General features: G+C 71.9%; 26 protein-coding genes. 19 read left to right on the forward strand and 7 right to left on the reverse strand.

What is annotated here, in order from left to right:
* Window positions 1-85: 85 nt before the first annotated feature.
* Together DEJ22_RS01635 and DEJ22_RS01640 are read right to left on the reverse strand one after the other, a co-directional pair.
* Entirely contained in the window at window positions 86-1,291 is a 1,206-nt protein-coding gene (locus DEJ22_RS01635) for a sensor histidine kinase (protein WP_111226866.1), read from the reverse strand.
* A complete protein-coding gene (locus DEJ22_RS01640; RefSeq protein ID WP_111226865.1) occupies window positions 1,284-1,919 on the reverse strand; it encodes a response regulator in 636 nt (211 codons plus the stop codon). Before DEJ22_RS01640 ends, DEJ22_RS01635 begins: the two co-directional genes overlap by 8 nt.
* 117 nt (window positions 1,920-2,036) lie before the next feature.
* Between DEJ22_RS01640 and DEJ22_RS01645 the strand changes: the two genes are divergently transcribed.
* Window positions 2,037-2,771: a GntR family transcriptional regulator gene (locus tag DEJ22_RS01645; protein ID WP_111226864.1), complete on the forward strand. Its 735-nt coding sequence runs from the start codon at window positions 2,037-2,039 to the stop codon at window positions 2,769-2,771.
* 120 nt (window positions 2,772-2,891) lie between these two features.
* Here DEJ22_RS01645 and DEJ22_RS01650 read toward each other — a convergent pair whose 3' ends face one another.
* Window positions 2,892-3,344, reverse strand: coding sequence for a PTS sugar transporter subunit IIA (locus DEJ22_RS01650; protein WP_111226863.1), 453 nt, complete (start codon window positions 3,342-3,344; stop codon window positions 2,892-2,894).
* Window positions 3,341-3,631: a PTS sugar transporter subunit IIB gene (locus tag DEJ22_RS01655; RefSeq protein WP_258379608.1), complete on the reverse strand. Its 291-nt coding sequence runs from the start codon at window positions 3,629-3,631 to the stop codon at window positions 3,341-3,343. The genes DEJ22_RS01650 and DEJ22_RS01655 overlap by 4 nt, the downstream gene beginning before the upstream one ends.
* Window positions 3,632-3,754: 123 nt before the next feature.
* Between DEJ22_RS01655 and DEJ22_RS01660 the strand changes: the two genes are divergently transcribed.
* From DEJ22_RS01660 to DEJ22_RS01715, 12 genes are all read left to right on the forward strand, one after another.
* Window positions 3,755-5,023, forward strand: a complete 1,269-nt coding sequence (locus tag DEJ22_RS01660) for a PTS transporter subunit EIIC (protein ID WP_111226862.1) — start codon at window positions 3,755-3,757, stop codon at window positions 5,021-5,023.
* Between the two features lie 102 nt (window positions 5,024-5,125).
* On the forward strand, window positions 5,126-6,043 hold the full coding sequence (locus tag DEJ22_RS01665) for a metal ABC transporter solute-binding protein, Zn/Mn family (RefSeq protein ID WP_111226861.1): 918 nt from the start codon (window positions 5,126-5,128) through the stop codon (window positions 6,041-6,043).
* Window positions 6,040-6,930: a metal ABC transporter ATP-binding protein gene (locus DEJ22_RS01670; protein WP_111226860.1), complete on the forward strand. Its 891-nt coding sequence runs from the start codon at window positions 6,040-6,042 to the stop codon at window positions 6,928-6,930. Before DEJ22_RS01665 ends, DEJ22_RS01670 begins: the two co-directional genes overlap by 4 nt.
* Complete coding sequence (locus DEJ22_RS01675; protein WP_111226859.1) at window positions 6,930-7,874, forward strand: metal ABC transporter permease; 945 nt, start codon at window positions 6,930-6,932, stop codon at window positions 7,872-7,874. The genes DEJ22_RS01670 and DEJ22_RS01675 overlap by 1 nt, the downstream gene beginning before the upstream one ends.
* Entirely contained in the window at window positions 7,871-8,284 is a 414-nt protein-coding gene (locus tag DEJ22_RS01680; protein WP_111226858.1) for a Fur family transcriptional regulator, read from the forward strand. Before DEJ22_RS01675 ends, DEJ22_RS01680 begins: the two co-directional genes overlap by 4 nt.
* A gap of 10 nt (window positions 8,285-8,294) precedes the next feature.
* Window positions 8,295-8,990 carry an alpha/beta fold hydrolase gene (locus DEJ22_RS01685; RefSeq protein WP_111226857.1) on the forward strand — a complete coding sequence of 232 codons (696 nt, stop codon included), beginning with the start codon at window positions 8,295-8,297 and terminating at the stop codon, window positions 8,988-8,990.
* A 459-nt stretch (window positions 8,991-9,449) separates the two neighbouring features.
* Window positions 9,450-9,686, forward strand: a complete 237-nt coding sequence (gene rpmB, locus DEJ22_RS01690; RefSeq protein ID WP_022903747.1) for a 50S ribosomal protein L28 — start codon at window positions 9,450-9,452, stop codon at window positions 9,684-9,686.
* A complete protein-coding gene (gene rpmG / locus DEJ22_RS01695; protein WP_022908193.1) occupies window positions 9,686-9,856 on the forward strand; it encodes a 50S ribosomal protein L33 in 171 nt (56 codons plus the stop codon). The genes rpmB and rpmG overlap by 1 nt, the downstream gene beginning before the upstream one ends.
* A gap of 2 nt (window positions 9,857-9,858) precedes the next feature.
* Entirely contained in the window at window positions 9,859-10,164 is a 306-nt protein-coding gene (rpsN, locus tag DEJ22_RS01700; protein WP_022903745.1) for a 30S ribosomal protein S14, read from the forward strand.
* A gap of 293 nt (window positions 10,165-10,457) precedes the next feature.
* A complete protein-coding gene (locus DEJ22_RS01705; protein WP_111226856.1) occupies window positions 10,458-10,745 on the forward strand; it encodes an HU family DNA-binding protein in 288 nt (95 codons plus the stop codon).
* Between the two features lie 191 nt (window positions 10,746-10,936).
* Window positions 10,937-12,901, forward strand: a complete 1,965-nt coding sequence (locus tag DEJ22_RS01710; protein ID WP_111226855.1) for a bifunctional copper resistance protein CopD/cytochrome c oxidase assembly protein — start codon at window positions 10,937-10,939, stop codon at window positions 12,899-12,901.
* Window positions 12,898-14,205, forward strand: coding sequence for an ATP-dependent DNA helicase (locus DEJ22_RS01715; RefSeq protein WP_111226854.1), 1,308 nt, complete (start codon window positions 12,898-12,900; stop codon window positions 14,203-14,205). Before DEJ22_RS01710 ends, DEJ22_RS01715 begins: the two co-directional genes overlap by 4 nt.
* Before the next feature lie 218 nt (window positions 14,206-14,423).
* Here DEJ22_RS01715 and DEJ22_RS01720 read toward each other — a convergent pair whose 3' ends face one another.
* Complete coding sequence (locus DEJ22_RS01720; protein ID WP_181430742.1) at window positions 14,424-14,873, reverse strand: DUF4383 domain-containing protein; 450 nt, start codon at window positions 14,871-14,873, stop codon at window positions 14,424-14,426.
* Between the two features lie 238 nt (window positions 14,874-15,111).
* On the opposite strand from DEJ22_RS01720, the gene DEJ22_RS01725 reads away from it, so the two are divergent.
* On the forward strand, window positions 15,112-16,008 hold the full coding sequence (locus DEJ22_RS01725; RefSeq protein WP_181430740.1) for a phosphatase PAP2 family protein: 897 nt from the start codon (window positions 15,112-15,114) through the stop codon (window positions 16,006-16,008).
* A 236-nt stretch (window positions 16,009-16,244) separates the two neighbouring features.
* A complete protein-coding gene (locus tag DEJ22_RS01730; RefSeq protein ID WP_111226851.1) occupies window positions 16,245-17,384 on the forward strand; it encodes a CE1758 family FMN-dependent luciferase-like monooxygenase in 1,140 nt (379 codons plus the stop codon).
* A 119-nt stretch (window positions 17,385-17,503) separates the two neighbouring features.
* Here the strand turns inward: DEJ22_RS01730 and DEJ22_RS01735 are convergent, their stop codons facing one another.
* Together DEJ22_RS01735 and DEJ22_RS01740 are read right to left on the reverse strand one after the other, a co-directional pair.
* Window positions 17,504-17,884 (reverse strand): DMT family transporter, encoded by a 381-nt coding sequence (locus tag DEJ22_RS01735; protein ID WP_111226850.1) that lies wholly within the window; start codon window positions 17,882-17,884, stop codon window positions 17,504-17,506.
* A 1-nt stretch (window position 17,885) separates the two neighbouring features.
* Window positions 17,886-18,200, reverse strand: coding sequence for a DMT family transporter (locus tag DEJ22_RS01740; RefSeq protein ID WP_111226849.1), 315 nt, complete (start codon window positions 18,198-18,200; stop codon window positions 17,886-17,888).
* Between the two features lie 94 nt (window positions 18,201-18,294).
* On the opposite strand from DEJ22_RS01740, the gene DEJ22_RS01745 reads away from it, so the two are divergent.
* From DEJ22_RS01745 to DEJ22_RS01760, 4 genes are read left to right on the forward strand one after another with little or no spacing between them, the layout of a single operon-like run.
* Window positions 18,295-18,873 (forward strand): TetR/AcrR family transcriptional regulator, encoded by a 579-nt coding sequence (locus tag DEJ22_RS01745; RefSeq protein ID WP_258379603.1) that lies wholly within the window; start codon window positions 18,295-18,297, stop codon window positions 18,871-18,873.
* 57 nt (window positions 18,874-18,930) lie between these two features.
* Window positions 18,931-19,944, forward strand: a complete 1,014-nt coding sequence (locus DEJ22_RS01750; RefSeq protein WP_111226847.1) for a permease — start codon at window positions 18,931-18,933, stop codon at window positions 19,942-19,944.
* The gene (locus tag DEJ22_RS01755; RefSeq protein ID WP_111226846.1) at window positions 19,931-20,755 is read left to right on the forward strand and encodes a TIGR03943 family putative permease subunit; all 825 of its coding nucleotides are present in this window, start codon (window positions 19,931-19,933) and stop codon (window positions 20,753-20,755) included. The genes DEJ22_RS01750 and DEJ22_RS01755 overlap by 14 nt, the downstream gene beginning before the upstream one ends.
* A complete protein-coding gene (locus DEJ22_RS01760) occupies window positions 20,745-22,163 on the forward strand; it encodes a hypothetical protein (RefSeq protein WP_111226845.1) in 1,419 nt (472 codons plus the stop codon). Before DEJ22_RS01755 ends, DEJ22_RS01760 begins: the two co-directional genes overlap by 11 nt.

Raw genomic sequence — 22,163 nt, forward strand, 5'->3', positions numbered from 1 at the left:
CATCACAGCGCAGACGGGCGTGCCGCCGCATCGGGCTGCGGGGTGGATCCGGGTGGCCGATCGGCCACCCGGTCTCCTCCGATCGTCAGCCCCCGGTCGGAGCGGGCACGTGCTCGACCGGCAGGCGGAGGTGCAGTGCGAACCCGTCGCCGGGCTGCGGACCCGACTCCAACCGGCCGCCGAGGAGCGACGCCCGCTCCCCGAGGCCGATCAGCCCGAGCCCCGAGCCCGGCAGCTCGAGCCGGTCCGCCCGAGCCGGCCCGTTCACCAGGTCGACGAGCACCTGGTCGCCGTGCAGCCGACCGCTCACCCGGACGGCCGCCCCCGGTGCGTGCTTGCGGACGTTCGTCAGGCCCTCCTGCACGAACCGGTAGACCGCGCGCTGCACGGGGAGGGGCAGGGTGTCCGGCAGGTCGACGGCGACCGCGGTCTCGAGACCGCTCGCCGCGACGAGCCGGGGCAGGTCGGCGAGCACGGGCTGCGGGGCCATCTCGCGGTCGGTGCCGCCGGACGCCCGGAGCACCTGCACCATCTCGCGCAGCTCCTGCAGGGTCACCACGCACAGCTGCCGGATGGTCCGGGCGAACGCCCGCTCGCGCTCGTCCCGACCGGCCATCTGCACGCCGCCGGCCTGCACCGCGATGAGGGTCACCTGGTGCGACACGACGTCGTGCATCTCACGGGCGAGCAGTGCGCGCTCGCGGGAGAGCGCGACCTCGGCTGCGCGCCGGCGTTCCTCGGCCCGTGACGCCCCGAGCTCGGCGATCCGGTCGACCAGGTCCGCCCGGGTCCGGACGAGCAGCCCCATCGCGAGCGGCCCGAGCGCGAAGATCGCCGCGTAGACGATCGACACGACGATCTCGTCGAGCTGCTGCGGTGGCCCGACGACGAAGCCGCTGAAGCCCACGAACTGGACGACCGCGGCGAGGAGCATGAGCCAACGCCGGTCGGTGCGCTCGCCGAGGGTGAAGAGGGCGATGCTCGCCGCCACCACACCGGAGCCGATGAACAGGCCGGGCATGGTGAGCGCGAAGGTGAGCACGGGCAGGCGGCGCCGGAGCACGAGCGCGAGTGCGGCGATGACCGAGACCGTGATCTCGGTGGTGGTCGCCCCCGCGATGTCGAGCACCGCGTCGACCACCGCGGCCGCGAGGAAGAGCACGTCGACCAGCCATCGCGGTGCGGGGTGGGCCCGTGCCCAGCGCAGGCCGGCGTGGACGAGTGCGTCGAGCCTCCCGTCCGTCCGCGCGAGCCGGTCACGGACGCGACCGACGGCGACGCGGTCAGCCATCGAGCAGCCCGGCCTCCGCCGCGCGCAGCGCGAGCTGGACGCGGGTGGTGACGCCGAAGGTGGAGAGCAGGGCCCGGACGTCCTCCTTGACGGTGCCCGTGCTGACCCCGAGGCGTTGGCCGATCTCGGGGTTGCTCGCGCCCTCGGCGACGAGTCGCACGACGGCGTGCTCCCGGTCGGACAGGCTCGGTGCAGGCGTCGGGCAACGGCGGGCGAACAGACGGGTGCGGTCGAGGCCCGGTGCCAGGACGATCCCGCCGCGGGCGAGGGCACGCACGTACTCGGCGAGCGACTCGGGGTCGGTGTCCTTGAGGAGGAACCCGGACGCACCGGACTCCATCGCACGCGCGACGACCTGGGTGTCGGTGTCGAACGTGGTGAGCATCGCCACGGCGGGCGGCTCCGGCAGCTCGCGGAGTGCGGCGAGCACCTCGAGCCCGTTCACCCGCGGCATGCGCACGTCGAGCAGGACCACGTCGGGGGCGTGTCGGCGCACGGTCTCGACGGCGTCGACGTCACCGCTCGTTGCGACGACGTCGATGTCCGCCGCTGCGCCGAGGATGAGTTCGAACCCGTACCGGACGAGCGTCTCGTCGTCCACGATCACCACCGAGGTCACGGGCGTCATCTTGTCACGGCATTGGCTTCTCGCATCGGCTTGGCTACTGTGAGGACGACTGGTCATGTCCGCCCAGTACCAGCAGGCGGACCAGCACGACAGGGAAGCAACGGAGCACGAGGACGCATGACGAGCCGCATCACCGAGGGTGCCGAACCGAAGCACCAGCAGTTGCGGCGGATCCTGCTCGAGCTCGCGACCACGCGGCTCGCGCCCGGTGCGGCGATCCCCTCGGAGCGGCAGCTCATCGCCGAGTACGGCGTCTCGCGGATCACGGTGCGCGAGGCACTGGGTCAGCTGGTGAACGAGGGGTACCTGGAGCGCGTCCGCGGCAAGGGCACCTTCGTGGCGCACCGGCCCGTGCAGTCCACGCTGCACCTGGCCTCGTTCACCGAGGAGATGCGGGCGCTCGGGCACGTCCCGACGACGGTGGTCCTGGTGCGCGAGGAGCGGGTCCCGCCGGCCGACACCGTCGCGGCCCTGCGGCTCGGTGACGGTGACACGGCGCACCACCTCAAGCGGCTGCGGATGGCCGACGGGGCGCCGGTGTCGATCGACGACGCCTGGCTGTCGGCGTCGGCGTTCCCCGGACTGCTGGAGCGGGACCTGTCGGGCTCGGTGTACTCCCTGGCGGCGAACGAGTACGGCACGCCCATCGACCGCGCACAGCAGACCGTCGCGGCCACGCCCGCTGCCGACGACGTGGCGACCCTGCTCGGGACACGGACCGGGGCGCCGCTGCTCGAGTTCGACCGGGTGTCGTACTCGGGGGACCGGCCGGTCGAGCACGCCCGCTCGTGGTACCGGTCGGACCGCTACCGGGTGCAGATGGAGGTCACGGCGAACCGCGTCGTGGCGTAGCGCGCGAGGCCGGCGGAGCGGTGCGCGAGAGCGACAGCGCCCGCCGGGATCTCCGGGGAGCCCTGTCGCTCTCGTCGAGCACTCCGGGCACCGGACCCCGGCAGGTGGTCCCTGCCGGGGTCACACGGTGAAGAGGGTCCCGCCCTCGCGCACGGTGGAGCCGACGGTGCCCTGCTCGACCGAGTCCGGCGCCGAGCCGAGCACGACCACCGGGCACACGGGCGAGTAGCCGGCTGCCTGGATCACCGACGGGGTGAACCGCACGACGGGGTCGCCCGCGTGCACGGTGTCGCCCTCGGCCGCGAGCAGCTCGAAGCCCTCGCCCTGCAGCTTCACGGTGTCGATGCCGACGTGCACCAGGACGTCCGTCCCCGCCGAGCCCTGGAGCGCGAACGCGTGCGGGTGCAGCTTCACGATGGTGCCGTCGACCGGGGCCACCGCGGTGACCGGCCCCTCGACACCGGTGGGGTCGACCGCGACCCCGGCGCCGACGAGCTGCCCGGCGAACACCGGGTCCGGCACGTCGGCGAGTCCGACGACCGGGCCCGCGAACGGGGTCCGGACCGCGGTCACAGTTCGTCCTGGATGTCCTGCGCGAGGTTGTCGGCGATCGGCCCGACGATGACCTGCCACCCGGTACCGCCCCCGACGACGGCCTGTGCACCCGCGGCCTGCAGCGCGGCCTTGTCCACGAGGTCGCCGTCCTCCACCTCGACGCGGAGGCGCGTGATGCAGCCCTCGACCTCGTCGATGTTGTCGGCGCCACCCAGCGCGGCGATGATGTCGGCTGCCTTGATGTCGGCCATCGTTTCCTCCTCGTTACGGGTTTTCGCACCGGGTTGACACGCATCAGGTCGCAGGTTCAGACTACGGAACTGGTCATGACCGGACAGGACCGGACCGGCGGTACCGCCGAGGTTACCTGCGCCGCACGCACGACTCAACTCCCCCCCGAGCTCCACCCGACGACGAGAGGAACGCCGATGAGCACCGCTGCTGCAACGGACGTGCCGGAGAAGAAGACCCCGAAGAAGCAGTCGAAGCTCTTCGCCAACGCGCAGCGGCTCGGTCGCAGTCTGCTACTGCCCATCGCCGTCATGCCGGCCGCGGGCATCCTGAACCGTCTCGGCCAGACCGACATGCTCGGCGCGATCCCCGGGTTCGAGCAGGGCGCCTCGGTCATCGGCGCCGCGGGCAACGCGATCTTCTCGTGGCTGCCGCTGCTCTTCGCGGTCGGCATCGCGATCGGCTGGGCGAAGAAGTCGGACGGCACGACGGCGCTCGCCGCGGTCGTCGGCTACATGGTCATGTACGAGGTCTGGAAGGTCATGTCGCCGATCGTCCTGGCGGGCGTCGAGGACGCGAACGGCGAGCAGAAGATGATCAACTACGGCGTCCTCGGCGGCATCGTGATGGGTCTCGTCGCGGCGAACCTCTGGCAGCGGTTCCACCGCACGAAGATGCCCGACTTCCTCGGCTTCTTCTCGGGTCGTCGCCTCGTCCCGATCATCACGGCGGCCGCAGGCCTCGTCATCGCCGTGCTCATGTCCTTCGTGTACCGCTACTTCGACATCGCGCTGACCGCCGCCGGGCAGGCCGTGTCGGACAACGCCGTCATCGGTGGTGGCATCTTCGGGTTCGCGAACCGCATGCTCATCCCGGTCGGCCTGCACCAGCTGCTCAACTTCTTCCCGTGGTTCCAGCTCGGCAGCTTCACGAACGCGGCGGGTGAGGCGGTGCACGGCGACATCCCGCGCTTCCTCGCCGGCGACCCGACGGCGGGCATCTTCCAGACCGGCTTCTTCCCGATCATGATGTTCGCGCTGCCCGCCGGCGCGCTCGCGATCTGGCGCAACGCCAAGCCGCAGAACCGCAAGCTCGTCGGTGGCATCATGCTCTCCGCCGCGCTCACCTCGTTCGTCACGGGCATCACCGAACCGCTCGAGTACTCGTTCATGTTCGTGGCGTTCCCGCTCTACGTCATCCACGCGGTGCTCACGGGTACGTCGCTCGCACTGGTGAACGCGCTCGGCATCCGGGACGGTTTCTCGTTCTCGGCCGGTGCGATCGACTTCGTGCTCAACCTCGGCAAGTCCGAGGGCGGGCTCTGGCTCATCCCCATCGGTCTGGGGTACGCGGTCGTCTACTACTTCCTGTTCTCGTTCGTGATCAAGAAGTGGAACCTGCGCACACCGGGTCGCGAGGACGACACGATCGCCGAGAACACGATCGCCGCGGCCACGAAGCCCTGACGGTCCTGTGGACGGGAGGCGCGGTGCCAGCGGGTCCCGCGCCTCCCGTCCGCCTCGCGACGGTTTTGACAATCGTTATCACTTAGGCATAGCGTCCTCTCCATGCAGAACCGACGCCTCCTCGCCCTGCCGCTCGTCGCCGGCGCCGCCGCCCTCGTGCTGAGCGGGTGCGCCACGTCCTCGTCGCCCGGAGCCGGGGGGAGCGACGACGGCACGGTGCGGGTGGTCGCCTCGACGAACGTCTACGGCTCGATCGCGAAGACCGTCGGTGGCGACGACGTCGAGGTCACGAGCATCCTCGAGGACCCGTCGCAGGACCCGCACTCGTTCGAGTCGAGCGCGAAGACCCAGCTCGCGGTGTCGAGGGCCGACCTGCTCATCGAGAACGGCGGCGGGTACGACGACTTCATGACCACGCTGGCGAAGGCGTCGGACACGAAGGCCGACACGATCAACGTGGTGGAGCTCTCCGGCCTCGACGAGGGCGGTGACCCGGAGTTCAACGAGCACGTGTTCTACGACTACCCGACCATGGTGAAGCTCGTGGCCGACGTCGAGCAGCGCCTGACGGAGCTCGACTCGTCGCAGGCCGACACCTTCGAACGCAACGCGAAGGCCCTCACGGCGAAGCTCGACGACCTCGAGTCGCAGACCGCCGCGGCCAAGGCGGAGGTCGACGGCGAGAAGGTCTCGTACACCGAGCCGGTGCCCGGGTACCTGTTCGACGCGATGGGGCTCGACAACGTCACGCCCGAGGCCTTCGCCGAGGCCATCGAGGAGGGCGACGACGTCCCGCCGGCCGCGCTCAACGACACCCTCAAGCTCTTCAGCGAGAAGCAGGTGAAGCTGCTCGCGGTGAACGAGCAGACGTCCAGCCCGGAGACCGAGCAGGTCGAGAAGGCCGCTGACCAGGCCGGCATCCCGGTGGTCGGTGTCACGGAGACGCTCCCGAAGGGGGAGGATTACGTCTCGTGGCAGCAGGCGAACATCGACGCGATCCAGGAGGCGCTCACGAAGTGACCGCGGTCCAGACCCACTCGCGAACCGCTGCGGCCACCGGCCGTGGCGGTTCCGCCGTGCTCGCACTCCGCGACGCCGCGCTGTCCTACGGCGCCCGGTCGCTCTGGTCGCACCTCGACCTCGACCTGGCACCGGGCGAGTTCGTCGCCGTGCTCGGACCGAACGGCGCCGGCAAGACCTCGCTCCTGCGCACCGTGCTCGGGCAGCAGCGCCTGACGAGCGGCACGATGTCGTTCCTCGGCCAGCCCGTCCGCCGTGGCCACCGGAGGATCGGGTACATCCCGCAGCAGCGCCTGGTGGAGTCCGGCACGCCCCTCCGCGCGCGGGACATGATCGCGCAGGGTGTCACCGGGTCGCGCTGGGGGATCGTGCCCGCGAGTCGGGCCGAGCGTGCGCGGATCGACCGGATCCTCGACGAGGTCGGTGCGACCGCCTTCGCCGACGCACCCGTCGCCGAGCTGTCCGGCGGCGAGCAACAGCGCACCCGCGTCGGGCAGGCCATCGCCGCCGACCCGGCACTGCTGCTGTGCGACGAGCCCCTCATCTCGCTCGACCTCCGCCACCAGCGCGGCGTCACCGAGCTCATCGACCGGCAGCGTCGGCAGCAGGACGCCGCCGTGCTGTTCGTCACCCACGACGTGAACCCGATCCTCGACGTCGTCGACCGGGTCCTCTACATCGCCGGCGGCCGGTTCCGCATCGGCGCCCCCGACGATGTCCTGCGCGCCGACGTGCTGACCGACCTGTACGGCACGCCCGTCGACGTCGTCCGCACCATGGGCCGGATCGTCATCGTCGGTGCGAACGAGGCCCACGACCAGACCGGTGCGCACCACCACTGCGACCCGGACCCGCACGCCACCACACCGGACGAAGGACGGATCTGATGGACCTCCTGTCGACCGTCTTCTCGTTCCAGGACTACGGCGAGCTCCTCGTGCTCGTGCAGAACTCGATCTGGGCCGGCGCCGTGCTCGGCATCGTCGGCGGGCTCGTCGGCCCGTTCGTCGTCGCTCGGAACATGCCCTTCGCGGTGCACGGCATCTCGGAACTCTCGTTCGCCGGGGCCAGTGCCGCCCTGCTGTTCGGCGTGAACGTCGTCACCGGGTCGCTCGTCGGGTCGATCGTCGCGGCGCTGCTCATCGGGCTGCTCGGCTCCCGTGCCCGCGACCGCAACTCGATCATCGCCGTGCTCATGCCGTTCGGTCTCGGGCTCGGCATCCTGTGCCTGGCGCTGTACAAGGGCCGGGCGGCGAACAAGTTCGGGCTGCTCACCGGGCAGATCGTCTCGGTCGACAACCCGCAGCTGACGTCGCTCGTCGTCGTCTCCGCGATCGTCGTCGTGACGCTCCTGGTGATCTGGCGCCCGCTGATGTTCTCGTCCGTCGACCCCGACGTCGCCGCCGCTGCCGGGGTCCCGGTGCGGACGCTCGCCATCGTGTTCATGCTCGCACTCGGGCTCGCCACCGCGGTGTCCGTGCAGATCGTCGGCGCGCTGCTGGTGCTCTCGCTGCTCGTCACCCCCGCGGCCGCCGCACTCCGGCTGACGTCGCACCCGGTCGTCGTGCCGGTGCTGTCGACCGTGTTCGCGGTCGTGTCGGTCGTCGGTGGCATCCTGCTCGCCATCGGCGGCGGTCTGCCGATCAGCCCCTACGTCACGACGATCTCGTTCGTGATCTGGGTCGCCTGCCGGATCGTCGGCGGGCGCAGGGACAGGCGCGGACGCGACCGGATCGCGGACCGCGAGCAGACCGGCGGGGGCGAGCCGCGCCTCCAGACCGGGACGGACGCGTCGACGGACGCGGCCCGCAAGGAGGGAGTCACCGCATGAACGCCGTGCAGAAGCCGAAGCGGAACACCTGGCAGCGTGAGGCCGTGCGCAGCGCGCTCTCCGGCACCGAGGGGTTCGTCAGCGCGCAGGCGCTCCACCAGCACCTGCGCGACGGGGGCTCGACGATCGGGCTGGCCACGGTGTACCGGGCGCTCGCCGACCTGGCGACCGAGGGTGACGCGGACTCCCTGCAGCAGGACGGCGAGTCTCTGTACCGCGCGTGCACGACCGACGCGCACCACCACCACCTGATCTGCCGCAACTGCGGCCGCACGGTCGAGATCGAGGCGGACCCCGTCGAACGGTGGGCGCAGGAGGTCGCCGCCGCGAACGGCTTCACGAACGCCAGCCACGTCGTCGACATCTTCGGCGAGTGCGCGGTCTGCACTGCGGCGCGCTCCGGCGAGTAACCTGCCGCGCATGCACGTCATCCTGGTGCCCGGCTTCTGGCTCGACGCGAGCGCGTGGGACGAGGTGACGCCCGTGCTGCAGGAGGCGGGGCACTCCGTCCAGGCGATCACGCGGACCGGTGACACGCTCGACGAGCAGGTCGCCGGCATCGTGGCGGTCCTCGACGAGGTCGCGTCGGACGCCGAACCCGTGGCCCTCGCGGGGCACTCCGGCGCCGGACCGATGGTGCTCATGGCCGCGGACCAGCGGCCCGCGCTCGTCGCGCACCTGCTGTACGTGGACACATTCCCGGGTCCGGAGGGCGCCGTCGTCAACGACGAGCTGCCCGTCGTCGACGGTGTCGTACCGCTGCCGTCGTGGGACGTCTGGGAGCCGGCGACCGTGCGCGGCATGACCCCGGAGCCGCGGCGGGCGTTCGAGGAGCGGGCGGTCCCGGAGCCCGCTGCCGTGCCGACCGATCCGTTCCACTACGCCGACCCCGCTCGACACGCGATCCCCGCGACCGTGGTGTCGTGCGAGATCCCCGCCGAGGAACTCGCGGCGATGGTCGCGGAGCACCACGCGTGGACGACCGAGCTCGTCGCGGTGGAGGACCTGACGATCGTCGGACTCGAGACCGGGCACTGGCCGATGTTCACCGCGCCGCGTGAGCTCGGTGCGCTCGTGGTGCAGGCGCTCGCGCCGAAGCCGACCGAGGGGCCGTAGGGCGCGGGGCGCCAGCGGCGCACGGGCCCCGGGCCTGGTCGGCCCCGGCGGTCGTCTCCGGCGCGCGTCGTCGAGCGGGCAGGGCACGCCGCCTGCTCTTCGTGGCGTGGGTGCGATGCGTCGGGCGGGGGTCTCGAGCGAGACAGATCGTGCCCGCTCGCCGCGTCGCGCCGCCTCCGGGCCGCCCGGACGGGAGGCCCGGCTTGCGACACGCGCGGCCGTCCCGTAACGTTGACCCCTGGTCCGCCGCGTCCGCGTGGCAGACCCAGTTGTTCCAAGCCCTCCGACCGTCGCGAACGCCGCGGTCGCGCGGTGTCCGACGGTCCTTCGACAGGGTCAGCGGGCCTGGGCGGCGCGCACAACCCCCTCGCTCGGTCACCCCGGTGGCACAGCGCGTGCGTGCCAGGCAAGTGACCTTGGGTGCGGCCGTCCGGTCGCACGGTACCTCAGGAGGAAACCATGGCAGCAGTGTGCCAGGTGACCGGAGCCACCCCCGGCTTCGGACACAACATCTCGCACTCGCACCGCCGGACGAAGCGCCGCTTCGACCCGAACGTGCAGAAGAAGACGTACTACGTGCCCTCGCTTCGTCGTAACGTCACGCTCACGCTCAGCGCTAAGGGCATCAAGGTGATCGACGCACGCGGCATCGAGTCCGTCGTCAAGGATCTCCTCGCCCGTGGGGAGAAGATCTGATGGCCAAGAAGGGTCAGGACGTCCGTCCGATCATCAAGCTCCGCTCCACGGCGGGCACCGGGTTCACCTACGTGACCAAGAAGAACCGTCGCAACAACCCGGACCGCCTCGTGCTCAAGAAGTACGACCCGGTGATCCGCAAGCACGTCGACTTCCGTGAGGAGCGCTAAGCATGGCGAAGAAGAGCAAGATCGCGAAGAACAACCAGCGCGCCGAGGTCATCGCGCGCTACGCCGAGCGTCGCCTCGAGCTGAAGAAGGCCCTCGTGGACCCGAACGGCACCGACGAGTCGCGTGAGGCCGCCCGCGTCGGCCTGCAGAAGCTGCCGCGCGACGCGTCGCCGGTCCGCTACCGCAACCGCGACGCCATCGACGGTCGCCCCCGTGGCCACCTCGGTGAGTACGGCATCAGCCGTGTCCGCTTCCGCGACATGGCCCACCGTGGCGAGCTGCCGGGCATCACGAAGAGCTCCTGGTAGGCACCAGCACCACCGGACGCCCCGTTCCCTGCCGAGGGACGGGGCGTCCGTCGTTTCCCGGCTCGTGCGGGGTACACGCTCGTCACACGGGTCACTCCGGCCCCTCTGGACCCTCCACAACCCCGGAAATCCGGGCGAGTCGGTCCTCGACACCCCGTCCGGCTGGTAGGTTCGCTGACGGTTCCGCCGGGCGTGCTCGTCCGTGGGGCCACCACGTCCAGGGCACCCCGCTCCGGGCGGGCGGGCGTCCCGGACGTCCCACCGACACTGCAAGAAGTCCGAGGAGGACATCCATGGCTGACAAGTCACTGAACCGCACCGAGCTCGTCGCTGCCGTCGCGCAGGAGTCCGGCCAGAGCCAGGCCACCGTCAACGGCGTCGTCGACGCGCTGTTCAGCGTCGTCTCGTCGTCGGTCGCCGAGGGCACCAAGGTCACGATCCCGGGCTGGATCGCCTTCGAGAAGACCCACCGCGCCGCGCGCACCGGCCGCAACCCGCAGACGGGTGACGCCATCGAGATCGCCGCGAGCGACTCGGTCAAGGTCAGCGCCGGCTCGAAGCTCAAGGCTGCCGTCAAGTAGGACCGCTCAGCACCACCGGAAGGGACGGCTCCTGCCGTCCCTTCCGTCGTTCCCGGGCGTCGTCGCCGCCGTCGTCGTCGCCGTCGGCTCCGCGGGTCGGGTCGTCCTGCACAGCCGGGAGGCGCGGCTCGCCGCCCACAGGCACCCCACCCGCGTGCCCTGCCGCCGCGGGCAGCGCCTAGGCTTGTCGGGTGGACCGGATCGCGCGCATCGCCGGCCCCGCCGTGCTGCTGCTCGTCGGGTTCGTCTCCCTCCTCGTCGCCCTCGTGATCGGCGGCGGGGCGGAGCGTGCGCTCATCGCGGACCCGGGTGCCGTCGTGCGGTTCGGCCTGCCGATCGCACGGCTCGTCGTCGACCTGTCGGCGGCCGCCACCATCGGGGGCCTGGCGCTCACCGTCGTCGGGCTGTCCCGCAGCCGCCCCGAGTGGAACCGCGCGATCGACGTCGCCGCGGGCGCCGCCGGTGTCTGGACCGTCGCGGCCGCGGTCACCACGTTCTGCACGTTCCTCAGCGTCGCCGGGTCGGCGGTCAGCCTCGACGAGCAGTTCGGCCAGTCGATGGGGGTCTTCCTCACCGGCACCGACCTCGGGACCGCGTGGCTCGTCTCGGTGCTCCTCGCCGCCGCGGTGACGGTGCTCTGCTTCGCCGTCCGCGGGCGGGGCATGGTCGCCCTGACGGCCGGCGTCGCGATGATCGGCCTCGTCCCGCTCGCGCAGCAGGGGCACGCCGCGGGCACGGCCAGCCACGACTCCGCCGTCACCGCGCTCGGGCTGCACCTCGTCGGCGCCGCGCTGTGGGTGGGTGGGCTGCTGCTCGTCGTCCTGCTCCGGAACGTCCTGGCGGGCGACCGGTTGCCGCTCGTCGTCGCGCGGTACTCGAGCATCGCGCTCGGGTGCTTCGTGCTCGTCGCGGTGTCCGGCACCGCGTCGGCGGTCATCCGCGTGGGGTCCGCCTCGAACCTCGCCAGCCCGTACGGCGTGCTCGTGCTCGTGAAGGTCGCCGCGCTCGTCGGCATCGGGGCGCTGGGCGCCCTGCAGCGTCGCCGCACCATCCGGTCGCTGGCCGAGGCGCCGGAGCGACGGCGGCCCTTCTGGACCCTCGTGCTCGTCGAGCTCGCCGTCATGGGCGTCGCGAGCGGGTTCGCCGCAGCGCTCGGGCGCACCGCGCCCCCCGTCGGCGAGGTCGCCCTCAGCAAGACGACGAACCCGACCCCCGCCGAGCTCCTGACCGACGACCCCCTGCCTGCCGACCCGGGCGCATGGGGATGGCTGACCGCGTGGAACGTCGACCTGTTCTGGCTGATGGCCGCCGTCCTCGCCGCCGCAGCGTACGCCGCCGGGGTCGTCCGACTCCGTCGTCGCGGTGAGCACTGGCCGGTCCGCCGCACCGTCGCGGCCGCGATCGCCCTCGTCTCCCTGGTCGTGGCGACCTCGGGGGCGCTGCACACGTACGACCGCTTCCTGCTCTCCGCCAACGTCGGCGCGCACGTCCTGCTCGGTCTCGTCGTGCCCGCGCTGGTGTGGGCCGCGGCACCCGTCCGTCTCGTCCGGGCCGCCGTGCACCCACGGACGGATGACTCCACGGGCGTGCGGGAGTGGACCGGGCTGCTCGTGGACAACGGTGTCACGCGGTACCTGGTGCAGCCGTTCCCGTCCTTCGTCCTCCTCGCCGCGGTCTGGTGGGGGCTCTACGCCACGCAGGTCCTCCGCTGGTCGGTGAGTGATCCGTCCGGTCGGACCCTGGTGGACGTGGCGCTGCTGCTCGTCGGGATGCTCGCCGTGCCCACGCTCCTGACGCCGGTGGCGGCGGGGGCCCGGTCCGCGAGTGCGGGCGCCGCGCTCGTGCGGGTCGTCGGCGCGCTGGTGGTCGCCGTGGGCACGGTGTCGCTGGGCATTGCCATGCAGGGGCCGCTCGGGCTGCTGCAGGCGTCCTGGTTCGGGGCGATGGGCCGCGAGTGGGGTCCGACGCCGCTCGACGACCAGGCCCGGGCCGGTGGCGTCCTCGTCGTCGCGGGGGTGCTGCTCGTCGTGACCGTCGTGGCGGTGTCCCTGGTGCGGCTCCGGAGCGCGCGAGCGGACGCCGCCGTGTCCGGTCGTGGTCCGGTCGGGCCCGAGCGGGCAGCCGCGGCCGGAGCGACGGGGACGGCCGCGCGGTGAGCGTCGAGCTCAGCGCCGAACAGCGGGCGGTGTTCGAGTACATCGAGCACACCCGCGACCACGTCTTCATCACCGGTCGGGCCGGCACCGGCAAGTCGACGCTCCTGAACCACCTGTCGTGGAACACCGAGAAGCAGGTCGTCATCTGCGCCCCGACCGGTGTGGCCGCGCTGAACGTCGGCGGACAGACGATCCACTCGCTCTTCCGGCTGCCGATCGGCCTCATCGCCGACGCCGAGCTCCGGCAGGGCCCGGAGACCCGCAAGCTGCTCAACACGATCGACACCCTGGTCATCGACGAGGTCTCGATGGTCAACGCCGACCTGCTCGACGCGATGGACCGCTCGCTCCGCAAGGCCCGCGGGCGGCACTTCGAGGCGTTCGGCGGCGTCCAGGTCGTCATGTTCGGCGACCCGTACCAGCTGCCACCGGTGCCGGGCGACGGGGACGAGCGCGCCTACTTCACCGACCACTACCGCTCGATGTGGTTCTTCGACGCGAAGGTGTGGCTCGAGGCCGAGCTGCACATCGTCGAGCTCGCCACGGTGCACCGGCAGCGCGACGACGCGTTCGCCGCGATGCTCACCGCCGTGCGGCACGGCCGTGTCACCGCGGACATCGCCGGGCAGCTGAACACGGCAGGGGCCCGGCCCGCACCGGACGACGCGATCACCCTGGCGACCCGGAACGACACCGTCGCGCGGATCAACAAGGCGGCGCTCGAACGGCTCCCGGGCAAGGTGAAGACCGCGCGGGCGGACGTGAACGGCGACTTCGGTGGTCGGAACTTCCCGGCGGACGAAGCGCTCGAGCTGAAGCCCGGCGCGCACGTGATGTTCCTCCGGAACGATCCCGACCAGCGGTGGGTGAACGGCACGCTCGGCGTGGTGACGACCATCCGGGACACGGTCTGGGTCGACGTCGACGGGGAGTCCTTCGAGGTCCAGCCGTCCGTGTGGGAGAAGTTCAAGTACTCCTACGACCCGGACAAGAAGGAGCTCAAGAAGGACACCGTGGGGGAGTTCCAGCAGTTCCCGCTGCGGTTGGCCTGGGCGGTGACGATCCACAAGTCGCAGGGGTCGACGTACGACCGCGCGGTGGTCGACCTCGGCAACCGGGTGTTCAGCGCCGGGCAGACGTACGTCGCGCTCTCGCGGCTGACGTCGCTCGAGGGGCTCTACCTGACGCGTCCGCTGCGGCCGCAGGACATCATCGTCGACCTGGACGTGCGGCGCTTCATGTCCGAGGCCCCGCGGGTCGTCGCGACCGAGCTCGAGGCAGCCGACCCCGCCGACGGCGCCTGACCGGCCTCGGGCGGCCGCCCGGCGCCCGTCGGCTGCCCGAGAACGCGCCGCCGAGCGGGTCAGATCCGTCACGCTCGGTTGACGGTGCCGACGAGTCGCGCTCGCTCGCCGGACGACCGGCGGCGTTTCCTGCACGCTCGGTGAGCCCGCCCGAGCAACGACGACGACGCCCCGCCCACCGAGCGGTGGACGGGGCGTCGTGGAGGTCGGGTCGAGCGTCAGGCGCGAGCGGCCGCCCGGATCGCGCGGACGTTCTCGCGGTCCGCACCGAACGCGGTGAGGAGCAGGACGACGCCGACGATCGCGTGGAACAGGTTGTCCGCGAAGGTCAGGGCGAACACGTTGGCCGGGGTGCCGCCGAGTGCGAAGCCGTAGACCGCCATGACGACGAGCACGACGCCGACGAGACGGTTGCCGTTGCGCGAGCCGATGGTGGTGCCGAGCCCGGTGATGAGGAGCACGACCGCGAGCAGCACCCAGAGCAGGCAGAGCGCCGGGTTCACGCCGAAGGCGTTCCAGAGCATGCCGCCCTCACGGCTGAAGAAGCCGGGGTCGCCGTCGGCGGCGAAGAAGAAGCCGAGGAAGCCCCAGAGTGCCAGGAGCGATCCGGCCGTCAGGGCGAGGGCCCGGTTCGGCGAGGCCGTGATGCTCGGTTCCTTGATGGCCACTTCGGTCTCCTCCTGGTACAGGGTGGTCGCACCGGACGCGCCGGCGAAGGGAGCCGGTGCGTCCGCCCGCGACGTGCGGGCGGTGCGGCCGTCGGATCCGGAGGTGGCTGACCCCTGGCTCACAGGCGCGGACCGGCGGACCAACGGTATCGTGTCCGACCCCGACCGTCCGAATCGCACCCGCGGCAGGAACCGGACGAGGAGACCGATGATCGTCACGCCGAGGAGGACCACGCCGGTGACCCGCACGCCCGAACGCATCGCGCCCGAGTCGCGCGGACCGTTGGTCTCACGACGGTTGCGGTGGGCGCTGCTGGCAGCTCTGGGGTTCGTGATCGTGCCTCTCGTCTACGCCGCCGCCGTGCTGACGCCGATCGGGCAGCGGGTCGAGGACGCCGCACTCGGCGGGGTCCGGGAGTCCGACCTGTTCGGATCGGACACTGCACTGAACGTCATCTCGGTGCCGGTCATCCTGTTGCTGGTGGTCGTGATCGCCGCCGTCGCGTTCGCCCGGCGCCGGCTCGCGGTGGGGCTGGGAGCGGGCGTCGTGGTGCTCGCGTCGGCAGCCACCTCGACGCTCGTCAAGCGTATCGCCGAGCGCCCGGAGATCGCCCAGTCAGAGACGCCCAACTCGTTCCCGTCGGGGCACGCCACGATCGCGCTGGCGGCACTGTTCGCGGTGCTGCTCGTGACGCCGCGGCGGTGGCGTTCCGTCGTCACGGTCCTCGGGGCGGGGTACGCGGTGTTCGTGGCGAACCAGACCGTCGTGTACGGGTGGCACCGGGTGAGCGACATCGTCGGTGCCTGCGCGATCGCCCTGTTCTGGCTCGGGCTCGTCCGCGCTGTCGGCCCGCGGGTCGACCGTGGTGAGCGCGGTGACCGGGACGGGCGGCGGGGCCCCCGTCGCCTGGTGACGGCGCTGCTCCTGCTCGCGACGGGCGTCACCTTCCTGGTCGGTGTGGTCGCCGTCGTGGCGGGCCTCTCCGGGGTCGCCGACCTGCACGACGCCGTCCTGGTCGCCGGCCGGATGGCCTCGAGCGTGAGCGTGCTGGCGGTCGTGACCGTCGTCTGGCTCGCCGACGGGCTCCACCACGCCGCGCAGACGGACGCACGCACCCTGCCGCCGCGCCGCTGAGCGCCGGGGTCCCACCGCCCGGGCGCTGCCTCGTCCAACGCTGCCCGGTCGTCGGTGGAGCAGCGGCTGTCGGGTCGCGCGGACCAACCCGACAGCAACTGCTCCATCGACGTCGCTGATCGAGCGCGGACTGCGGGGACGGCACTGGCGGGAATGCCCCGGGCTGCGCTACGTTGTACCCACCAAGTCGATGCAAACGCATCGAACTGAGCAGCCAGCACCAGGAGGCGGGCACCATGCAGTTCGGGATCTTCACCGTCAGCGACGTCACGACGGACCCCACGACCGGGACCACGCCGGACGACACCCAGCGCGTCCGGGACATCCTCACGATCGCCGAGCACGCGGACCAGGCCGGCCTCGACGTCTTCGCCACCGGCGAGCACCACAACCCGCCGTTCGTCGCCTCGAGCCCGACGACGATGCTCGGCTACCTCGCCGGTCGGACGAAGCACATCACCCTGTCGACGAGCACGACCCTCGTCACCACGAACGACCCGGTGCGCATCGCCGAGGAGTACGCGATGCTCCAGGTCGTCAGCGACGGCCGCATGGACCTCATGATGGGGCGCGGCAACACCGGCCCGGTCTACCCGTGGTTCGGCCAGGACATCCGCCAGGGCGTGAACCTGGCGATCGAGAACTACGCGCTCATCCGCCAGCTGTGGGAGAACGACGTCGTGAACTGGCAGGGCAAGTTCCGCACGCCGCTGCAGGGCTTCACCTCGACCCCGCGCCCCCTCGACGGTGTCGCGCCGTTCGTCTGGCACGGGTCGATCCGCACGCCCGAGATCGCCGAGCAGGCCGCGTACTACGGCGACGGCTTCCTGCACAACAACATCTTCTGGCCGATCCAGCACACCGAGCAGATGGTCGGCCTCTACCGCCAGCGCTTCGAGCACTACGGGCACGGCACGGCCGACCAGGCGATCGTCGGCCTCGGCGGGCAGTTCTTCGCCCGGAAGAACTCGCAGGACGCGTGGAGCGAGTTCCGCCCCTACTTCGACAACGCCCCGGTCTACGGCCACGGCCCCTCGATGGAGGACTTCACCGCCCAGACCCCGCTCACCGTCGGCTCGCCGCAGCAGGTGATCGACCGCTACGCAACGATGAAGGACCACGTCGGGCACTACCAGCGTCAGATGTTCCTCATCGACCACGCGGGGCTGCCCCTCAAGACGGTGCTCGAGCAGATCGACATCCTGGCCGAGGACATCGTCCCCGAGCTCCGGAAGATCAACGAGGCGGACCGTCCGGCGCACGTGCCGTCCGACCCGCCGTCGCACGCCGACCGCGTGGCTGCTGCACTCGCCGCGGGGACCGCGGGCAGCGACCACGTCGCGGCCGAGGACGAGTGGACGGGCGCGTCCGTCTGATCGCGTGACCCCCTGACGGTCTGGAGGCGCGGTGCCGGCTGGCACCGCGCCTCCAGGCCGTCAGCCGGTCCCGTCTGCCCGACGCGAGTGGTGCGCTGCAGCGACAGTGCTCCGGGTCGTCATGCCCGAGTGCTGTCGCCTTCCCGCATCGGTTCCGCATCCGTGCCGCGCGCCGGCACGGGGCGTGCGGGCGCCAGCTTCAAGCCGACCACGCAGCCGACGATCCCGGCGATGAACAGCAGGCGCAGGAAGGTGACGGGCTCGGCGCCGGTCGCCATGCCCCACAGGACGGTGAGGGCGGCGCCGGTGCCCGTCCACACCGCGTAGGCCGTGCTGATCGGGATGTGCTTGAGCACGTACCCGAACGCCACCAGGCTCACGACGATGGTGACGGCGAAGAGCGCGGTCGGACCGGGGACGGTGAAGCCGTCGCTCGCGCCGAGTGCCGTGGCCCAGACGGTCTCGAGCGCTGCGCTGATGAACAGCACGAACCAGGCCACCTCAGCTCACCACCTTGAGGCCGACCACGCAGGCGACGAGGCCGAGCACGAGGGCGACGCGGGCGAGGGATGCGGCCTCCTGCCGACGGAGGATCGCGACGACGACCGTCAGCGACGCCCCGATGCCGACCCAGACGGCGTACGCGGTGCCGACGGGGATCGCCTTCATCGCGAACGCGAGCCCCACCATGCTGAGCACCATGCCGGTGACGAACACGATCGTCGGCACCACCTTCCTGAACCCGTTCGACGCGCTCAGTGCGGTGGCCCACACCGCTTCGAGCACCCCGGACAGGACGAGCACGACCCACGCCATGCGGTCTCCCTTCGTCGTCCCGCAAGTCGCACGACTGTGCGACTCCCGATGCCCGACGCTAGCACGAGTCGTACGACCGTGCGAGTATGGCGGGGTGACCACCCGTGAGGACCTCGAGCAGCGCCGCCTCGACGTGTCCGACGCCGCCTGCCGCGTGCTCGCCCGCGACGGCCTCGGCGCCCTGAGCGTCCGGGGCGTCGCATCCGAGGCCGGGCTGCCGCCGAGCACCGTGCGGTACGTCTTCCCGACCCAGGCGGCGATGCGCGAGCAGACCATCACCCTCGTGTTCGACCGGACACGGGAGCGCATCGACGCGATCCCCGCCGGACTCCCCGACGCGGAGACCGCACGCCGGATCCTGCTCGAACTGCTGCCCCTCGACGACGAGCGGGTGGTCGAGCTCGACGTGTACCTGGCGCTCGGCACCGCCGCGCTCACCGATGCGGACCTGCGGCCGGCACTCGACCGGGTCGTCGCCGAGATGCGGACGTGGTGCGACCGGATCGTCGCGCTGGTCGGCGTCCCCGAGGACCGCCGCGCGGACGAGGCCTGCCGGCTGCACGCGCTCGTCGACGGCCTGGCGATGCACGTGGCGCGGCTCGACGCGGGGGAGTCCGGCGAGTGGGCGATCGACCTGCTCGACCGCCACCTGGCCGGGCTGCCCGCGGACTGACACCCGTCTCCGCGCGGCTCGGAGGGAGCGTGCACGCTCCTCGCCTATCCTGTCCCGGTGACGAGCGCTCCCACTCGCCCCGCCCCCACCCGCACGCTCACCGGCCCCGGCCTGGTGCTCGGCGCCGTCGTGGTGCTGCTCGGCGTGCGCGTGGTGTCGCCGAGCGTCGGCACGGCCGGGCTGCCCGACGTCGTCCAGGACTTCCTCACACTGGCGATCAGCGTCGTGGTCGAGTCGCTGCCGTTCGTCGTGCTCGGCATCGTGCTGTCCATCGTCGTCGAGGTCTGGGTGCCGGCCGGCGTGCTCGAGCGGATCCTGCCGGAGCGCGCGGTGCCCCGCCGTGCCGTGATCTCGCTCATCGGCATGCTCTTCCCGGTGTGCGAGTGCGGGAACGTGCCGCTCGCCCGCGGCCTCATGATGCGCGGGTTCACCCCGGCCGAGGCCGTCACGTTCCTGGTCGCCGCGCCCATCCTCAACCCGCTCGTCATCATCAGCACCGCGCAGGCCTTCGGGTGGTCCGGGTGGATCCTCGTCGTCCGGATCGTCGGCGGCTTCGTCCTCGCGAACCTGGTCGGCTGGATCGTCGCCGCGCACCGTCGGCCCGCCGAGCTCCTGCTCCCCGCCTTCGAGGCCCGCTGCCGTGCCGCGGTCGGAGCACCGCCGTCGCGGAACCGCTGGCGCGAGAGCGCGTCGCAGTTCGGTGGGGAGACCGCGACGATGATGCCCGCGCTGTTCGTCGGTGCCGGGCTCGCTGCGGCGATCCAGGTCGCGGTGCCCCGGTCGACGCTCGTCGCGATCGGCGCGAACCCCGTGCTGTCCGTGGCAGCGATGATGCTCCTGGCGATGACGGTGTCGCTGTGCTCGAACGTCGACGCCTTCTTCGCGCTGTCCTTCGCCTCGACGTTCCTGCCGGGGTCGATCACGGCGTTCCTGCTCATCGGGCCGATCATCGACGTCAAGATGATCGCCCTGCTCCGGACGACGTTCCGCGCGCGCTTCCTGGTGCTGCTCGCCGTCGTCTGCGTCCTGTTCACGGCAGCGGTCGGGTTGGTGATGAATGTCCTCGTCTGAGAAGGCTCCCGCGTACCTCGGGCTCGGGTCGGTGCTCGCGGTGGCGCTCTGCACGCTGTGGCTCGCGATCGTCGGGCACCTCGACCTGTACATCAACCCGCGGTACGACCTGTTCACGATCGTCCTGGCCGCGATCGCGGTGCCGGCCTCGGTCGCGGGGCTCGTGGCGGTGGCGCGCGGGCACGGCCACGCGCACGACGGGCACGCGCACGACGACGAGACCGCCTACGAGCAGGGGTCCGACGCCGCGCGGTCCGTCCGACGCCGGACGCCCCGGGCCGCCCGGGTCACGCGTCTCGTGCTCGGTGGCATCGCAGCGGCGGCGACCGTGGGCGTCACGGTGGCCATGCTCGTGCTCCCGCCGACGACCCTGTCCGCCCGCACCGCCCAGCAGCGGAGCGTCGACACCCCGACGCTGTCGAACGCCACCGGCACCCAGGACGTCGCGCTGCTCGGCAGCGAGGGCGTCGACACCTCGCAGTACGGCGTGAAGGACTGGGCGGCGCTCGTCCGGCAGACCACGGACACCACGGCGCTCGTCGGCAAGCCCGTCGAGCTGTCCGGCTTCGTCGTGCCCGGCGCCGAGGGCTCCTTCACCCTCACGCGCTTCGTGATCAGCTGCTGCGCCGTCGACGCGCAGCCCGTCGGCCTCGGCGTGGTCGTCGACGGTCCCGTCCCCGACGCCGACCAGTGGGTCCGTGTCACGGGCAAGCTCGCCGCGAACCCGGACCAGTCCGCCGACGCCCGGATCGTCATCCGCGCCGCCACCGTCCGTGACATCGACCAGCCGACGGATCCGTATGAGTACTGATCCGCAGCACACCGGCCCGCTCCGCCGCCGCCCGCGTGACCGGTACCGCCGACGGCTCGTCGCATCGCTCACCGTGTTCGTCCTGGTCGGCGCTGTCGCCGCCGTCGTGGGCGCCCAGCAGGGGCCCCGTCTGCGCGACGTGACCTACGACCCGACCGGGCTCGTCACGCGGCCGGCACAGCGCGTCATCCTCACCGCGAACCAGGCCCTGCAGCGCGTGTCGGCCGACGCGGTCACCGTCACGCCGTCGGCACCGCACACCGTCACGTCGAGCGGCAACACGATCGCCGTCGAGTTCGCCGGGCCGCTCGACTACGACCGCTCGTACGAGATCGCGGTGGCCGGGGTCCGCGCGCCCGGGCAGCCCGCCACCTCGGAGCTCCGCACGACGATCACGACGGGGAGCACCGACGTCCTCGCGCTCGTGCCGGGTCCCTCGGGCGGGAAGGACCGGATCGTGCGCCGGTCCCTCGACGCCGGTGGGGCCACCACCGTCTACGAGGCGACGGGCATCACGGAGTACGCCCGGCTCGGACGCTCGCTCGTCGTCGTGCGCGGTCGGGACGGGAGCTCGACCGTCGAGATCGTCCCGCTCGCCGGCGGCGTGCAGGACGACACCACGCCCGTCGAACGACTGACGCTCCCCACGGCCGACGGACGCGTGACCGCCCTGCACGTCGCCGACGACGGCGCGTCGTTCGGGTTCGAGTACGCCGACACGTCGACCGGGCAGTCGCGCAACGTCGGGCTCTACGTCGTGGACATGACCGGCACGCACCTGCCGACCGCGATCGCCGCGGACGGGAAGCCCGCCACGGGCGCCGTCCCGATGACCGTCGCGCAGTGGGCGTACGTGCCCCGCACCGAGAGCGCCCTGGTACGGACCGGTTCGGACGACCTGGTGCTCGTCGACATGAGCGGACGGAACGACCCGGTCCGGCTCGGCAGCGCCACGTACCTGCACGGGTTCGTCGGCACCGGCACCACGGCCGTGGTCGAGACCGGCACGGGCATCGTCCGCCTCGACCTGACCGACGGCGACCGGACCGCCATCGCGGCGCCCGACGGCAGCACCGACGCGCCCTACCTCGGTCGGATCGCCCAGCTCGGCGACGACACCTACGTGCGGGTGGTGGGCGACGTGCGGGCGGACGGCACCCTCGCCCAGCGGATCGTGCGGGTGGAGGGGAGTCGCGCCTCCCGGCTGCCCGTGCAGGTGCCGGAGGACGCGAGCGTCACCGCGGTCTGCCCGTCACCGAACAGCCAGTTCCTCGCCGTCGCGACCGCGTCGGCGTCGAGCGACCTGGTCAGCATCGTCGACGCGACGTCCGGCGCGCTCGAGGCGAGTGTGCAGGCGTCGTCGGTGGACTGGTGCGGCGCCCTGCCCTCCGGTGACGAGGTGGGCTGA

Source organism: Curtobacterium sp. MCSS17_007 (genome assembly GCF_003234175.2).
Classification (GTDB): Bacteria; Actinomycetota; Actinomycetes; order Actinomycetales; family Microbacteriaceae; genus Curtobacterium.

Coding starts and splice junctions, on each gene's coding strand:
- DEJ22_RS01635 (WP_111226866.1), bottom strand. CDS start 1,291: ATGGCTGACCGCGTCGCCGTCGGTCGCGTCCGTGACCGGCTCGCGCGG.
- DEJ22_RS01640 (WP_111226865.1), bottom strand. CDS start 1,919: ATGACGCCCGTGACCTCGGTGGTGATCGTGGACGACGAGACGCTCGTC.
- DEJ22_RS01645 (WP_111226864.1), top strand. CDS start 2,037: ATGACGAGCCGCATCACCGAGGGTGCCGAACCGAAGCACCAGCAGTTG.
- DEJ22_RS01660 (WP_111226862.1), top strand. CDS start 3,755: ATGAGCACCGCTGCTGCAACGGACGTGCCGGAGAAGAAGACCCCGAAG.
- DEJ22_RS01665 (WP_111226861.1), top strand. CDS start 5,126: ATGCAGAACCGACGCCTCCTCGCCCTGCCGCTCGTCGCCGGCGCCGCC.
- DEJ22_RS01675 (WP_111226859.1), top strand. CDS start 6,930: ATGGACCTCCTGTCGACCGTCTTCTCGTTCCAGGACTACGGCGAGCTC.
- DEJ22_RS01680 (WP_111226858.1), top strand. CDS start 7,871: ATGAACGCCGTGCAGAAGCCGAAGCGGAACACCTGGCAGCGTGAGGCC.
- DEJ22_RS01685 (WP_111226857.1), top strand. CDS start 8,295: ATGCACGTCATCCTGGTGCCCGGCTTCTGGCTCGACGCGAGCGCGTGG.
- rpmB (WP_022903747.1), top strand. CDS start 9,450: ATGGCAGCAGTGTGCCAGGTGACCGGAGCCACCCCCGGCTTCGGACAC.
- rpmG (WP_022908193.1), top strand. CDS start 9,686: ATGGCCAAGAAGGGTCAGGACGTCCGTCCGATCATCAAGCTCCGCTCC.
- rpsN (WP_022903745.1), top strand. CDS start 9,859: ATGGCGAAGAAGAGCAAGATCGCGAAGAACAACCAGCGCGCCGAGGTC.
- DEJ22_RS01705 (WP_111226856.1), top strand. CDS start 10,458: ATGGCTGACAAGTCACTGAACCGCACCGAGCTCGTCGCTGCCGTCGCG.
- DEJ22_RS01730 (WP_111226851.1), top strand. CDS start 16,245: ATGCAGTTCGGGATCTTCACCGTCAGCGACGTCACGACGGACCCCACG.
- DEJ22_RS01740 (WP_111226849.1), bottom strand. CDS start 18,200: ATGGCGTGGGTCGTGCTCGTCCTGTCCGGGGTGCTCGAAGCGGTGTGG.
- DEJ22_RS01755 (WP_111226846.1), top strand. CDS start 19,931: ATGTCCTCGTCTGAGAAGGCTCCCGCGTACCTCGGGCTCGGGTCGGTG.
- DEJ22_RS01760 (WP_111226845.1), top strand. CDS start 20,745: ATGAGTACTGATCCGCAGCACACCGGCCCGCTCCGCCGCCGCCCGCGT.